The sequence below is a fragment of the Pseudomonas endophytica genome (assembly GCF_001411475.1).
Classification (GTDB): domain Bacteria; phylum Pseudomonadota; class Gammaproteobacteria; order Pseudomonadales; family Pseudomonadaceae; genus Aquipseudomonas; species Aquipseudomonas endophytica.
In genome coordinates this window covers 1-14,300 of record NZ_LLWH01000014.1, presented here as the reverse complement: position 1 = coordinate 14,300, position 14,300 = coordinate 1, and the positions used below count along the sequence as shown (strand labels likewise).

The 14,300-nt window shown below is 56.2% G+C and carries 13 protein-coding genes; 7 read left to right on the top strand and 6 right to left on the bottom strand.

Features of this window, described 5'->3' with window-relative positions; genetic code table 11:
- Positions 1 to 79: 79 nt before the first annotated feature.
- Positions 80 to 934: a sulfurtransferase gene (locus tag AQS70_RS02430; protein ID WP_055101349.1), complete on the bottom strand. Its 855-nt coding sequence runs from the start codon at positions 932 to 934 to the stop codon at positions 80 to 82.
- Between the two features lie 29 nt (positions 935 to 963).
- Entirely contained in the window at positions 964 to 1,632 is a 669-nt protein-coding gene (locus AQS70_RS02425; RefSeq protein ID WP_055101348.1) for a TetR/AcrR family transcriptional regulator, read from the bottom strand.
- 157 nt (positions 1,633 to 1,789) lie between these two features.
- Between AQS70_RS02425 and AQS70_RS02420 the strand changes: the two genes are divergently transcribed.
- The 3 genes from AQS70_RS02420 to AQS70_RS02410 all read left to right on the top strand — a co-directional run bounded on the left by AQS70_RS02420 (position 1,790) and on the right by AQS70_RS02410 (position 4,240).
- Positions 1,790 to 3,220 (top strand): coniferyl aldehyde dehydrogenase, encoded by a 1,431-nt coding sequence (locus tag AQS70_RS02420; protein WP_055101347.1) that lies wholly within the window; start codon positions 1,790 to 1,792, stop codon positions 3,218 to 3,220.
- 186 nt (positions 3,221 to 3,406) lie between these two features.
- The gene (coaD, locus tag AQS70_RS02415) at positions 3,407 to 3,889 is read left to right on the top strand and encodes a pantetheine-phosphate adenylyltransferase (RefSeq protein ID WP_055101346.1); all 483 of its coding nucleotides are present in this window, start codon (positions 3,407 to 3,409) and stop codon (positions 3,887 to 3,889) included.
- A 99-nt stretch (positions 3,890 to 3,988) separates the two neighbouring features.
- The gene (locus tag AQS70_RS02410; protein WP_029300613.1) at positions 3,989 to 4,240 is read left to right on the top strand and encodes a YfhL family 4Fe-4S dicluster ferredoxin; all 252 of its coding nucleotides are present in this window, start codon (positions 3,989 to 3,991) and stop codon (positions 4,238 to 4,240) included.
- Between the two features lie 117 nt (positions 4,241 to 4,357).
- Here the strand turns inward: AQS70_RS02410 and mutM are convergent, their stop codons facing one another.
- Positions 4,358 to 5,170, bottom strand: a complete 813-nt coding sequence (mutM, locus tag AQS70_RS02405) for a bifunctional DNA-formamidopyrimidine glycosylase/DNA-(apurinic or apyrimidinic site) lyase (protein ID WP_055101345.1) — start codon at positions 5,168 to 5,170, stop codon at positions 4,358 to 4,360.
- On the bottom strand, positions 5,171 to 5,983 hold the full coding sequence (locus AQS70_RS02400; protein WP_187331767.1) for an HDOD domain-containing protein: 813 nt from the start codon (positions 5,981 to 5,983) through the stop codon (positions 5,171 to 5,173).
- A gap of 201 nt (positions 5,984 to 6,184) precedes the next feature.
- On the opposite strand from AQS70_RS02400, the gene AQS70_RS02395 reads away from it, so the two are divergent.
- The gene (locus AQS70_RS02395) at positions 6,185 to 7,381 is read left to right on the top strand and encodes a class I SAM-dependent rRNA methyltransferase (protein WP_055101343.1); all 1,197 of its coding nucleotides are present in this window, start codon (positions 6,185 to 6,187) and stop codon (positions 7,379 to 7,381) included.
- Between the two features lie 54 nt (positions 7,382 to 7,435).
- Here the strand turns inward: AQS70_RS02395 and AQS70_RS02390 are convergent, their stop codons facing one another.
- Complete coding sequence (locus tag AQS70_RS02390; RefSeq protein ID WP_055101342.1) at positions 7,436 to 9,130, bottom strand: DUF4153 domain-containing protein; 1,695 nt, start codon at positions 9,128 to 9,130, stop codon at positions 7,436 to 7,438.
- Positions 9,131 to 9,308: 178 nt separating this feature from the next.
- Between AQS70_RS02390 and AQS70_RS02385 the strand changes: the two genes are divergently transcribed.
- Positions 9,309 to 9,503 carry a hypothetical protein gene (locus tag AQS70_RS02385; protein ID WP_055101341.1) on the top strand — a complete coding sequence of 65 codons (195 nt, stop codon included), beginning with the start codon at positions 9,309 to 9,311 and terminating at the stop codon, positions 9,501 to 9,503.
- A 175-nt stretch (positions 9,504 to 9,678) separates the two neighbouring features.
- Positions 9,679 to 11,526 carry a dihydroxy-acid dehydratase gene (ilvD, locus tag AQS70_RS02380; protein WP_055101340.1) on the top strand — a complete coding sequence of 616 codons (1,848 nt, stop codon included), beginning with the start codon at positions 9,679 to 9,681 and terminating at the stop codon, positions 11,524 to 11,526.
- A gap of 245 nt (positions 11,527 to 11,771) precedes the next feature.
- On the opposite strand, the gene AQS70_RS02375 is transcribed toward ilvD, so the two are convergent.
- Entirely contained in the window at positions 11,772 to 12,827 is a 1,056-nt protein-coding gene (locus AQS70_RS02375) for an HAD family hydrolase (protein WP_055101339.1), read from the bottom strand.
- 229 nt (positions 12,828 to 13,056) lie between these two features.
- Between AQS70_RS02375 and AQS70_RS02370 the strand changes: the two genes are divergently transcribed.
- On the top strand, positions 13,057 to 14,300 hold a 1,244-nt coding region (locus tag AQS70_RS02370), incomplete at its 3' end, for an L-cystine transporter (protein ID WP_055101338.1).

Sequence of the window (14,300 nt, the reverse complement as noted above, 5' to 3'; positions counted from 1 at the left end):
GCGAACCGCCCAAACAAGATTAAAAGAGCGCAGCGTGCGGCAGCTCCTAAAGTCCGGAGCTATGTTGGGGGCCGCGGCCTCACTCCCCTGTGGCAACGCCCCGCGCAGGGTCGTTGATCCATTCGCTCCACGACCCCGCATACAATTTGCCCAAAGGATAGCCCGCCAACCCTAGCGCAAACAGGTTATGGCAAGCGGTCACGCCCGAGCCGCAATACGCCACCAACTCTTCAGGCGCGCGGCCGGCCAGTTGCTCGGCAAAACGCTGTTTAAGCTGCTCAGCAGGCAAGAAGCGCCCAGTGCTGTCGAGGTTTTCATTGAAGGCCGCACATTGCGCGCCCGGGATGTGTCCGGCAATCGGGTCGATAGGTTCTACGTCACCGCTAAAACGCGGTTTGGCGCGCGCATCAATCAAGGTCAGACCTGGCAGGCCCAAGCGTGCTTGCAGTTGCTCGGCGCTCACTAGCAACTGGCCATCAGGCTGGCCAGTGAAGGTTCCCGGCAACGCCATGGATTGATCCGTGCTCAGCTTAAAACCCGCCGCGTGCCAAGCTTTAAGCCCACCATCGAGAATAAACACGCCGTCGCGCTTACCCAGCCACGCCAATAACCACCACGCCCGAGCAGCAAACGCGCCCGGACCATCGTCATACAGCACCACATCACTGTCTGGGTTAATGCCCCACGCCCTCAGTTGCTTTAGCAATATTTGCGCATCTGGCAGCGGATGACGGCCCGTCACGCCTTTAGTGACCGGGCCACTGAGGTCGTGCTCAAGGTCCGCAAACTGCGCACCGGCAATATGCCCTTCGGCAAAGCTGCTGCGACCATATTCAGGGTCTTCTAGGGCAAAACGGCAATCCAGAATCACCAGACCAGGCCGCGCCTGACGTTCATTCAGGGCGTGAGGGCTGATCAATTGCGCAATCGGCATAACGAACTCCTGTGAGGGTGGGAATGCCGTTACTGTACGTCCAATGTGTTTTGCAATGGAACGTAATACTCATTGAGCAATTCATCGACCGCACAACGGTACGGCGCGGTGACGAAGCCTGATTCCAGCATCAGCAGTTGATAGATCCCGCGCTTGACCGCCTGTTCAGACAAGAGATCGGAGCGTTCGCGGGTCGCGCACAAGAAGCTCACCCACGACGTCAGAATGATCCAAGCGTTGACTGTCAGCGATTCGATTTGCTGGGGCGTCATGTCCAAAATGCCAGCCTGCACAAACCCCGCAAAAACGGCTTGCCCCTGAAATAAGCATTGCATCGAGAAGTACCGATAGCGCACAGCCAGATCTGCGTCACTGTGCAGAAAGTACTCAATATCACGGTATAAAAAACGGTACTGCCAGATGGCATTAAGCAGTTGTTTTAAATAGTCACGCTTATCGTTGACGTCAGGTAAACGACCTTCAGGCGGGCGCAAAAAACCCAATATCAACGCCTCAAACTCGTTAAACAACTCCGAAATGATCGCCTGCTTGTTAGGGAAGTGGTAATACAAATTACCCGGCGAAATCTCCAAGTGAGCCGCAATGTGATTCGTACTGACACTGCGTTCACCCAACTGGTTAAACAATTGCAGGCTGGTATTAATGATGCGTTGTCGGGTTTTAAGACGTGTGATCATGGCCAGATCTTCGATGAGCGTAGAAATGAATCTTAAAGCTGACCACAGGGCCTCGAGCAATCCATGCAGTGAGCCTACGTGTTGACAATATAGAGTCTAAGCTCTAATAACATTTTTGGATTTCACAAATACTCTAAACATCTGCAGAGAGCGAACGATGTCTTTCGACAGTACCCACCCTTTTAGTTCCTCCCATTCGCAGAGCAATCTCAACAGCCTTTTTGCTCAGCAGCGAGAGGCCTATTCAGCTCATCCCTTCCCACTACTAGCACAACGCCACCAGTGGTTAAACAGTCTACGCGACATGCTAAGCCGGGAGCGCGAAGTCTTAATCGACGCCATCAGCCAAGACTTTAGCCACCGCAGCCCCGATGAAACCTTATTTGCCGAGCTGATGCCCAGCTTGCATAGCATTGATTACACCCTCAAACACCTTAAACGCTGGATGAAACCCTCATCGCGCCACGTTGGCGTGATGTTTCAGCCTGCCAACGCTAAGGTCGTGTACCAGCCCTTAGGCGTCATCGGCGTGGTTGTCCCGTGGAATTACCCCCTGTATTTGGCAATGGGCCCCTTGATTGGCGCTTTGGCGGCAGGCAACCGGGTGATGCTTAAACTGAGCGAATACACACCGGCCAGCGGGCGCTTGCTGAAAGATCTGCTAGGGCGCATTTTCCCCGAAGACATGGTCACCGTGGTCTTGGGCGACGCACAGGTGGCCGTAGCGTTTTGCGGGCTCCCGTTCGACCACCTGCTGTTCACCGGTTCAACCCACGTCGGTAAACAGGTGATGCGGGCAGCAGCCGAAAACCTAACGCCCGTAACGTTGGAACTCGGCGGCAAATCACCCGCTATCGTATCGGCCGAAGTTCCACTCAAAGACGCTGCCCAGCGCATCGCCTGGGGTAAAACCCTGAACGCCGGGCAAACCTGCATTGCCCCGGACTATGTGCTGGTACCGCACGATAGGGTCGACGGCTTTGTCGAGGCATACCGCCAGGCCGTTCAAGGTTTTTATCCCACACTGACCGATAACCCTGACTACACAGCTATCATCAGCGAGCGCCAACTGGCGCGGCTTGAGCACTTGCAATCAGACGCCACCGAAAAAGGTGCCCGACTGATCTCGCTCTATGCGCAAGGTCAGGGCAGGCGCATGCCACACGCGCTGCTGTTGGAAGTGAACGACGACATGCAGGTGATGCAGGACGAAATCTTCGGCCCGTTGCTACCCATCGTGGCGTATCACACACTGGATGAAGCACTGACCTACATCAACTCAAGACCCCGACCGCTCGCGCTCTACTACTTCGGTTACAACAAGAGCGAACAGCAGCGCGTGATTGAAAACACTCACTCGGGTGGCGTCAGCATCAACGAAACGCTGCTGCACGTGGCCATCGACGACCTTCCTTTTGGCGGCGTTGGGCATTCCGGCATGGGCCATTACCACGGTCACGAAGGCTTCATGACCTTCAGCCAAGCCAAAGGCGTATTGGTTAAACAGCGTTGGAACAGTTCGCAAGCGATCTACCCGCCCTATGGTCGAAAACTGGTCCGTCTGATTCAAAAACTGTTTATTCGTTAGCCTGCGTTGTCGTGTGCGCACTCACGATGAAAATCGTGACACAGCGGGGCGAACGGCTTAAAAATCCGTGAAATAGGAGTTAACTCGCCACGTCTATAGTGCTTTCTTCTGCGATTGGCGACTTGGCCGACCGGGAATGCTGCGATACCATCCGACTCCCCAACGGATTCCCGCCAGGATGACGCGATGAACCGAGTGTTGTACCCAGGTACATTCGACCCTATTACCAAGGGCCATGGCGATCTGGTCGAGCGCGCTTCACGGCTGTTCGATCACGTGATCATTGCTGTCGCAGCCAGCCCCAAAAAAAACCCGCTATTCCCTCTTGAACAGCGAGTTGAGTTGGCGCGAGAAGTGGTCAAGCACCTGCCCAATGTAGAGGTAGTCGGCTTCTCGACGCTGCTTGCCCACTTCGCCAAAGAACAGAACGCCAATGTGTTTCTGCGTGGCCTGCGCGCTGTCTCGGACTTCGAATATGAGTTCCAGCTGGCGAACATGAATCGTCAGTTGGCGCCGGAGGTTGAGAGCCTGTTCCTGACACCGTCAGAACATTACTCGTTTATTTCGTCGACCTTGGTCCGTGAAATCGCTGCTTTAGGCGGTGATATCAGCAAGTTTGTCCATCCGGCTGTGGCCGAGGCCCTGACCGAGCGGTTTCGCAAGAAATAACCGCTGAAGCGGCGCCCGCGTGCACTGCGGGCGCCAATGCGGCACAATTGCCGCATTCGATTTCAGTTGCCCGGGCAGACAGCCCCGGCCGGAGTACCCATGTCCCTGATCATCACCGACGATTGCATTAACTGCGACGTCTGCGAACCCGAGTGTCCGAACGCAGCCATTTCCCAGGGTGAAGAGATCTACGTGATCGACCCTAACCTGTGCACCCAATGCGTGGGCCACTACGACGAGCCACAATGCCAGCAAGTATGCCCGGTAGACTGCATCCCGCTGGATGAAGCCCGCCCGGAAACCGAAGAGCAATTGATGGAAAAGTACCGGCTTATCACCGGTAAAGCCTGAAACCCCTGATCTGCCGAGTGTGGTGATTGTCTGCGTAGGAGCTGCCGAAGGCTGCGATCCTTTGATCTTTCAACGTCAAAAGATCGCAGCCTTCGGCAGCTCCTACAAGGGTTCGTGCTACTTCTGGCAACGCGGGCAGTACACGCTCGCGCGCTGGCCCAGTTTGACCTCGCGCAGCTCTGTGCCACACACCTTGCACGCCTCGTAAGCACGGCCATACACAAACAGTTCTTGCTGGAAGTAACCAGGCTGACCATCCCCGCCAATAAAGTCGCGCAACGTGGTGCCTCCCCGCTCTATCGCTGCTGACAGGATCCGCTTGATCTCTATCGCCAACTTCAAATAGCGCGCCCGCGAAATGCTCTTGGCTTCGCGACGAGGATCAATCCCGGCTGCGAACAACGCTTCTGTCGCGTAAATATTACCCACACCCACCACGACCGCGTTGTCCATGATGAACGGCTTAACCGCCATCGCCCGCTTGCGTGACAATTGAAACAGACGCTCGCCATCAAACAGATCGGTCAATGGCTCCGGCCCCAGCTTCAGCAACAGCTCGTGTTTGAGCGGCTCAAGGCTCCACAGCATCGCGCCAAAGCGCCGCGGATCGGTGTAGCGCAGGGCCAGCCCTGATTCCAACTCGATGTCCACGTGTTCATGCTTGAGCGCTGGCAACCCGGCCTCAACCAAGCGCAAATTACCCGACATGCCCAAGTGGCTGATCAACGTTCCGACTTCAGCATTAATCAGCAAATACTTGGCGCGACGCTCAACCAGCACGATCTTTTGACCCGATAACCGAACATCAAGGTCTTCAGGGATCGGCCAGCGCAAACGACGATCACGCACAATGACCCGGCTGACCCGCTGCCCCTCAAGGTGCGGCGCAATACCACGTCGGGTTGTTTCGACCTCAGGTAATTCAGGCATTTAATGAACCCCCAACTCGCGAATACTTTCTTTCAACTGCTCAAAGTCATAATCAGACAGCCCAATGTAGTCCAGCACCCAGTGGCTGATGCTATTCCATTCGTGGTCTTCACGCTGATTACCCAATACTTTGTAGGACGCACAAATATGTTCAGCCATCTTAAGCACCGCCAATTGGTTTTTAAGCTGGCTATTGCGTGACGACACATCCTTGAAAATCGCCAGCGCATTGTGATGATTGGCGATAGCCTCCGTCAGGTGCGCAGGTAAGCGCCAGGATTTGGCGGTGTAGTAACCGACCACGGCATGGTTGGTGTTGAAATGCCGATTTTCGGTGTCTACCACACGCTGCCCCGAGCCTGCGTTGGCGTAGCCCTGCTCCAGCACACGCATGTAGTCGGGGAAGCGTTTGAGCATCAGCGCAACGCCGCAATCGTGAAACAACCCCAACGCATAGGCTTCGTCCGCGGCGACCACCGCCGTGCGCTTGGCCAGCGTCAGGCTGGTCATGGCCACATCTTGGGCGGTGTCCCAAAAACGGTTGAGGGTCACGATGGTGTCGTCACTCATCTCCCCCTTGATCGACTGAGCATTGATCAAGTTGATCACCGTACGGCTGCCGAGCAGCGTCACCGCACGACGAATTGAAGCTATTTTGTTGGACAAGCCGTAATACGGCGAGTTAACGATTTTTATCAGCGCGCCAGACAAACCTGGGTCTTGGGAGATCAAACGAGCGATCACCTCAAGATCCGGTTCCGGCATGTACTGCTCCATCTGCAAATCCACCATGATTTGCGGTTGAGGCGGCACGCTGATGCCTTGCAAAACCTGACTGATCTGTTCGGCTGAAAGCTCTGGGGGCATGTCTACACACTCTGGAATAGCCGGCGATTCTAGCGGAATTTTCTGCGCCGATGGGCACGCGATCCGTCGCATTGCCGCGAATCAGCCAAGCTTGCAGGCAGCGTCTAAGGCTATAATCGCGCCCTTTTCAATACCCGGAGCGACTTCATGTCCCTGCCAAGCCTGCGCCTTAAAGCCAATGCCGATCGACGCCTGCGCGCCGGCCACTTGTGGGTCTACAGCAACGAAATTGATGTAGCTATCAGCCCTCTTAACGGCTTCAAGGCCGGTGACCAAGCGCTGCTCGAAACGGCAAGCGGTAAACCCCTGGGCATCGTGGCCATGAGCCCAAACAACCTGATCTGCGCTCGCCTGCTGTCGCGTGATATCAAGTTGCCTTTGGACAAGTCGCTGTTGGTACACCGCCTGAACATGGCCCTGTCCTTGCGCGACCGTCTGTTCGACAAGCCCTACTACCGTTTGGTGTACGGCGATTCCGATATGTTGCCAGGCTTGGTGGTTGATCGTTTCGGCGACATTTTGGTGGTGCAGCTGGCGTCTGCAACCATGGAACTGCACAAAGACGACGTGATTGCGGCTCTGGTACAAGTCCTTAAACCACGCGGCATCTTGTTCAAGAACGACTCCGCCGCCCGTGATGCTGAAGGTCTTGAGCGTTACGTCGAAACCGTCTTCGGCGTGGTGCCGGAGTGGGTTGCACTGGAAGAGAACGGCGTGAAGTTTGAAGCACCCGTCATGGCGGGCCAGAAAACCGGCTGGTTCTACGACCACCGCATGAACCGCGCCCGCTTGGCCCCGTACGTCCAAGGCAAAAAAGTGCTCGATCTGTTCAGCTACATCGGCGGCTGGGGTGTGCAAGCCGCTGCATTCGGCGCCAGCGAAGTGACCTGTGTGGACGCCTCATCGTTCGCGCTGGACGGGGTTGAACGCAATGCCGCGCTGAACGGCTTTGCCGAGAAAGTCACCTGCATGGAAGGCGATGTATTCGACGCGCTGAAAGAGCTGAAAGCCAACGAAGAGCGTTTCGACGTGATCGTGGCCGACCCTCCGGCCTTCATCAAACGCAAAAAAGACCTGAAAAACGGCGAGGCGGCTTACCGCCGCCTGAACGAGCAAGCCATGCGTTTGCTCACTAAAGACGGGATTCTGGTCAGCGCTTCATGCTCGATGCACTTGCCGGAAGACGACCTGCAAAACATCCTGCTGACCAGCGCTCGTCATTTGGATCGCAACATCCAAATGCTAGAACGTGGCGGCCAAGGCCCGGATCATCCGGTGCACCCGGCGATCGTAGAAACCCGTTACATCAAGAGCATCACCTGCCGTTTGCTGCCTAACAGCTAAGTAAACATCGCGCCCAACCGATAGCCGCAGCCTCACGCTGCGGCTATCGAGTTTTTAAGGCGTTGGTGAGCGATCAGGTTGTGGGCTCAGCTCGACCTCGCCCATCTGCAACGATTGATAACGCGGTTTTACTACCTTCGCGTTCCCTTCCCGAATCTGATCAATCAGCTCTTGCGGGTTGCCGTCGAATTCAAACATGCCCGCACGCTGCCATTTCCCCTGAACGTCGCGCTTAAAAAAGTACAACGGGCCAGACCACTTCTGCTTCGGCAGTTGCAGCACTTCATGTTGCCCATCCTGATCCAGATCGACTGCCCACATCGCGCACCCCGGAAACCGGCATACATGGCCAGCCATACCCAGTGCGTCGAACTGCTCACTGCCGTCCACGGCAGGCCCGATCCACTCCAGCACCCTGTCGTGTTTCGCGCTCATGTTCTGACCCGGTTTGGCCTCTTTGAGCCGCGTCAACAAAACCTGCCGTTCAGGCTCGCTCAGCACCTCACCGTGCTTAACCTGCGCCAACAATGCGTCATACGCCTGTTTACCCGGTGGTCCCAAGTAATTAAGCAAGGTGTTTGCGTCAAAGTCCGCAACAGGCGTTTTACCGCTCAGCACACGCTCAACTTGATTCTTGGTGCTGTAATGAAGGGGGTTGAACCAAGGCGTGTGGATGGCCAATAACACCACCACACACCCCAGCGCGATAACCGGATTGCTGACGCGTAAACTCCATAGCCATTGACGTTGCGGCACCACCACCGCCCACACTGCCGCCACGCTGTGGGCAAACACCACCAGCACCAAGATCATCGCCAGCAGACGGCTTGGCGTCAGGCCGTATTGCTCAATCCGTAGCCAAGTCGAGTACCCCGCCAGCAGCACCAACACCGGCAAGCACAACAGACACGCACCCACCATGCGCACGAGCCATACCGGATAGCCACTCGACTGATGCCCGTCCTGATAAACGCCGTTGAGAAAGAACAGATTGACGGCCACCAGCCACAACATAATTGGTGTGGAATAGCCGGTGTCCCAGATCGGCTCCAAGCCGGTAAAGGGTAAGGCGCAGATAAAGACAATCACGATCATCGAGCTGAAGGGCAGCAGAAAGCGGCACAGCGTGAGCAGAATCCCGCGCAGCAAGCCGATCACCCGGTCGTTCTCGCGCCCCATGTGCAAGCCCAGAGCAAACACCATCATTGAGCTGACAAACGCAAAACCTTCAGTAAAGAACAGCTTGTTCAGCGCCTCGATCCCAAGCATTTTGAACAAGCCGCCCCATAACAACAGCAACGCCCAAAATACCCCGTTCAGCAGCAGGCCCAGCAGTACGATAAAAACCGTGTCCCAGGCATGGCGGAATAAGTCTTCGTAACGCGTGAAACGCCCTTCGCGGCTAGGCCAACTGAGGATAAACGCTGTCACGATGTACGTGATGACGACTGAGAAAAACACCCAACTGCCTTCCAGCCAATGACCATAGAGCCAAAAATCACCGCCGCTCTGAAATACCCAAGCGCTGATCGCCGTCATCACCGATGTAAACAAAATCACAAGCCAGACAGTGCCACGCTGGAAGGCACTGCTCCCCAGCAATATCAGATTGATACCGCCGACCAGCGAGAGGGTCACCAAGGCATATTCCAGGCTCGATGAGGCTACATTCTGTGCCAGCCACAGTAAAAGCCCTTGCACCAAGCCAATGGCCAAGCATGCATAAACGGAACGGTTAAGGCTTAACATTTGGGCTCCTTACTGAAATACATACTTCACTCTAGCGCTTGAGCGCAGATAACGCCCACGTTCGCCAAATATGCCGAAACATCCGGTCTAGAGAGTCGCAAGAGCGATTAATGGATTTTCTTATAGAAAAACAAGCATCTACTTACACGGGCGCTCGTTGTAAAACCGGTGGTTCTTGTTGACCTCAACATGTCTACCGCTCTTCAAACTCCGCCTCAGCAGCAGTGGCGTCATCAGCGCACTGACCAACCTCAGTCGCACAGACCTGCAACTGACGCTGGCCGTCAGCTTTAACGCGCTAAGCCTTGCGGCACTTGCGCTCAACGCCCTCATTGGTCGCCAGCCCCGTTCCTTCCCGCCGCCAGCCGTGTAGAATCGACGCATTCATCGCCAATCATCCCCGGCGGGTTTATGAGCTCATGCCTTCACGCGCGGCGATCCCGTAGCGTTAACGGCAGCTTGCTGGCACGTAGTCATTTTCTGTGCTGCCCGCGGCTTAGAAGCTCACTTCCCTGTTTGTTACCTGATTAGCCGCCCGGAGTTGCTCCATGCCTGACTATCGTTCCAAGACCTCCACCCACGGCCGCAATATGGCCGGTGCCCGCGCCTTGTGGCGCGCCACGGGGATGAAAGACGCCGACTTCAAAAAACCGATCATCGCCATTGCCAACTCCTTTACCCAGTTCGTACCTGGCCACGTCCACCTCAAGGACATGGGTCAACTGGTGGCGCGCGAGATCGAACGCGCTGGCGGCGTTGCCAAAGAGTTCAACACCATTGCTGTCGATGATGGCATCGCCATGGGCCACGACGGCATGCTGTATTCGCTGCCGAGCCGCGAGATCATCGCTGACTCCGTCGAATACATGGTCAACGCACACTGCGCCGACGCCATCGTGTGCATTTCCAACTGTGACAAAATCACCCCAGGCATGCTGATGGCGTCGTTGCGCCTCAATATCCCGGTGATTTTCGTTTCGGGCGGGCCAATGGAAGCGGGCAAAACCAAGCTCGCCAGCCACGGCCTCGACCTGGTAGACGCCATGGTCATTGCTGCCGACTCCACCGCTTCTGACGAGAAAGTGGCCGAGTACGAACGCAGCGCCTGCCCAACCTGCGGTTCGTGCTCCGGCATGTTCACCGCCAACTCGATGAACTGCCTGACCGAAGCTCTGGGCTTGGCCTTGCCCGGCAACGGTTCTACCTTAGCGACCCACAGCGACCGCGAGCAGTTGTTCTTGCAAGCAGGCCGCACCATCGTCGACCTGTGCCGCCAGTACTACGTCGAGAACGACGAATCGGTATTGCCGCGTAACATCGCTAACTTCAAGGCGTTCGAAAACGCCATGACGCTCGACATCGCCATGGGCGGTTCGACCAATACCATCCTGCACTTGCTGGCCGCGGCTCAAGAAGCTGAGATCGACTTCGACCTCAAAGACATCGACCGTCTGTCCCGCCATGTACCGCAACTGTGCAAAGTGGCGCCGAACATCCAGAAGTACCACATGGAAGACGTACACCGCGCAGGCGGCATTTTCTCCATTCTGGGTTCGCTGGCCCGTGGCGGCTTGCTACACACTGACTTGCCAACCGTACACAGCGCGACCTTGGCCGAGGGCATTGCCAAGTGGGACATCACCCAAACTGACGACGAAGCCGTGCACACGTTCTTCAAAGCAGGCCCGGCGGGCATCCCGACGCAGACCGCGTTCAGCCAGTCAACTCGCTGGGAAACCCTCGATGACGACCGTGAAAACGGCTGTATCCGCAGCGTGGAACACGCCTATTCGCAAGAAGGCGGTTTGGCCGTGCTGTACGGCAACATCGCGCTGGATGGTTGCGTGGTAAAAACGGCCGGTGTCGACGAGTCGATTCACGTGTTTGAAGGCAACGCCAAAATCTTCGAAAGCCAAGACAGCGCCGTGCGCGGCATTCTGGCTGACGAAGTGCAGGCCGGTGACATCGTGATCATTCGTTACGAAGGTCCGAAAGGCGGCCCGGGCATGCAAGAAATGCTCTATCCGACCTCGTACCTCAAGTCCAAAGGCTTGGGCAAAGCGTGCGCCTTGCTCACCGACGGTCGTTTCTCGGGCGGCACCTCTGGCCTGTCCATCGGCCACGCCTCGCCAGAAGCGGCGGCGGGCGGAGCGATTGGCTTGGTGCAAGACGGCGACAAAGTACTGATCGACATTCCGAACCGTTCGATCAACCTCTTGATCAGCGACGAAGAACTGGCAGCACGCCGTGTTGAGCAGGACAAAAAAGGCTGGAAGCCGGTTGAAGTGCGTCCACGCAAAGTCACCACAGCCCTCAAGGCATACGCCTTGCTGGCCACCAGCGCTGACAAAGGTGCGGTGCGTGATAAAGCGCTGTTGGACAAGTTGGTGCCATAAAGCCGACGCCCTGAACAAAAATCCCGGCCACGTGCCGGGATTTTTTGGCCTCCACTCCGTAGGAGCTGCCGCAGGCTGCAAGCTTTTAAAGATCAAAAGATCGCAGCCTTCGTACCTCGGCAGCTCCTACGCAATGGAGCCACGTGCCGGGATTTTTTGGCCTCCACCCCGTAGGAGCTGCCGCAGGCTGCGAGCTTTTAAGATCAAAAGATCCCGAGCAAGCTCGCTCCTACAAGGGTTATGGCTTATTGAATCTCGTCAGGTTTGACGATCACCCAGTTTTTGTCCGCTGTCACCGGTAAGCCTGCTTTGGCCTGCGCGGCGGCGTTTTTGGCGATCATGCCTTGCAGCTGGGTCATGTATTTGTCTTTGCGGTTGATCCAGAGGTGGATCCCACCTTTGTCTACGTCGACGCTGTGGAACAACATGTAGCCATCACTCGACGGAGTATCGCCGCCCACTAACACCGGTTTTTTCCACTGGTCGATGTAGGTCAGGATCGCTGACTGTTTGCCTGCCATCCACGTGGCTGGCGTCCACAGGTAAGGCGTCAGTTCCAGCCCCATGTTGGCCTGTTCGTTGTAGGTGCCTTCGCTGATTTGTTTACGCGCCGTGGTCAACTCGCCCGTGTCGCGGTTTTTAAGCAGTGTGCTGACCCCAATCACATTCTGCGGTTTGACGTTGTAGCCGTACTGAGGATCGGAGGCGACCATGCGCACCAGCTCTTCCGAGGCGGCCGTCATCACGTACACGTCGATGCCGTTTTCCATGAGCTTGTTGAACAACTCAACCTGACCGGTAAACACCTTGGGCGGCTGGATTTCTGCGGTTTTAAGCGTATCGCCTTCGTAATACGTCACAGGTACGGGCTGGCCAGACGCCATCAACTCATCCACGTAGCCTTTGAGCTGTTGCAGGGTGAAGCCCGAAAACACCTGCGCCACCCACGGGTAGCAGACCATGTCGTCGATTTCACATAAGCGGTAGTAATAGCTGAACAGGCTTTCTTGGTGATCCGCCGTGTCTTTAAATGCAATGAGCTTGAGGGAAGGATCGAGGCTATCGCGGGTGATTAGGCCTAGGTTTTCCATATACGGCAGCAACGCTTCTTCAAGGTCGTTGCGATAACTGGTGTTGTCCATGTCAAACACCGCGAAGTTACCCTTGTTCGCGTTGGCGGTAATCATGGCGTTCAATTGCTTGGCCTGATCGGCTGGCCAGTGTTCCAACTCTGTTGCTAACACCTGCCCCGCCAAACCGAAACACAGGGTTGCGGCCATCAACTTCGCCGTCAGACTCATCGACTATGCTCCTCAATAAAGGCCAAGACGCTAGCAAACCTCTGTGACAGTTTTAGCGTGGATGCGACCTCAATCGTCTTGATAACGTCACGCGCTTATTCCAAAAACGAAGGCATCCATTCCAGAACGATATATTTCGAGCTATATCAACCTGTTAGCATTTTCGGTTCGCAATTTTTAGCGCTTAAAGACGTCAGATACGTCGTTCCCTCTCTCCCTTGGAGCCTTCATGAATGTCCCGCTGATTCTCAATCTGCTGGTGTTTCTCGCGTTGCTGTTTGGCTTGTCGCTGACTCGCCACACCACGTGGAGCCTGGCGAAAAAAGTCCTGCTGGCGCTGGTTATCGGCGTGCTCTTTGGCTTGGGCTTGCATCTGGTATACGGCACGGACAGCCAAACCCTAAAAACCTCCATCGGCTGGTTCGAACTGGTCGGCAGTGGCTACGTGCAACTGCTGCAAATGATCGTCATCCCGTTGGTATTTGCGTCGATCCTGAGCGCTGTCGCGCGTCTGCATAATGCGTCGTCACTCGGCAAAATCAGTTTTCTGACCATCGGCACGCTGCTGTTTACCACCATGATCGCCGCGTTAGTCGGGATCGGCCTGACCAATCTTTTCGGCCTGACCGCCGACGGTCTGGTCGCGGGTGCCGCTGAAATGAGCCGCCTGCACGTGATCCAAAACGATTACGCCGGTAAGGTTTCTGATCTCAATGTGCCGCAACTGCTGCTGTCGTTTATCCCGCAAAACCCGTTCGCTGACTTAGCCCGGGCCAAGCCAACGTCAATCATCAGCGTGGTGATATTCGCCGCATTCCTTGGCGTCGCCGCCCTGCAATTGTTCAAGGACGAACCGGAAAAAGGCGGCAAGGTGCTGAACGCCATCGACACCCTGCAAGCGTGGGTGATGCGCCTGGTGCGTCTGGTCATGAAACTGACCCCGTATGGCGTATTGGCGTTGATGACCAAAGTGGTGGCCACCTCCAACACGCAAGACATCCTCAAGCTGGGCAGTTTTGTGGTGGTGTCTTACATCGGCTTGGCGCTGATGTTCATGGTTCATGGGCTGATCTTGTCGGTATCGGGCGTTAACCCGCTGCGCTTCTTCCGCAAGGTCTGGCCGGTGCTGACGTTCGCCTTCACCAGTCGCTCGAGTGCAGCCAGCATTCCGCTGAGCATTGAGGCGCAAACTCGCCGTTTGGGTATTCCGGCTTCGATTGCCAGCTTTGCCGCATCGTTTGGTGCAACTATTGGCCAAAACGGCTGTGCGGGTTTGTACCCGGCCATGCTGGCAGTGATGGTCGCCCCAACCGTGGGCATCAACCCGCTGGATCCGATGTGGATCGCCTCGTTGGTGGCCATTGTCACCTTGAGTTCGGTAGGGGTGGCAGGCGTGGGCGGCGGCGCAACCTTTGCGGCGCTGATCGTGCTGCCGGCCATGGGTTTGCCGGTGTCGTGGGTCGCCTCTCTGCT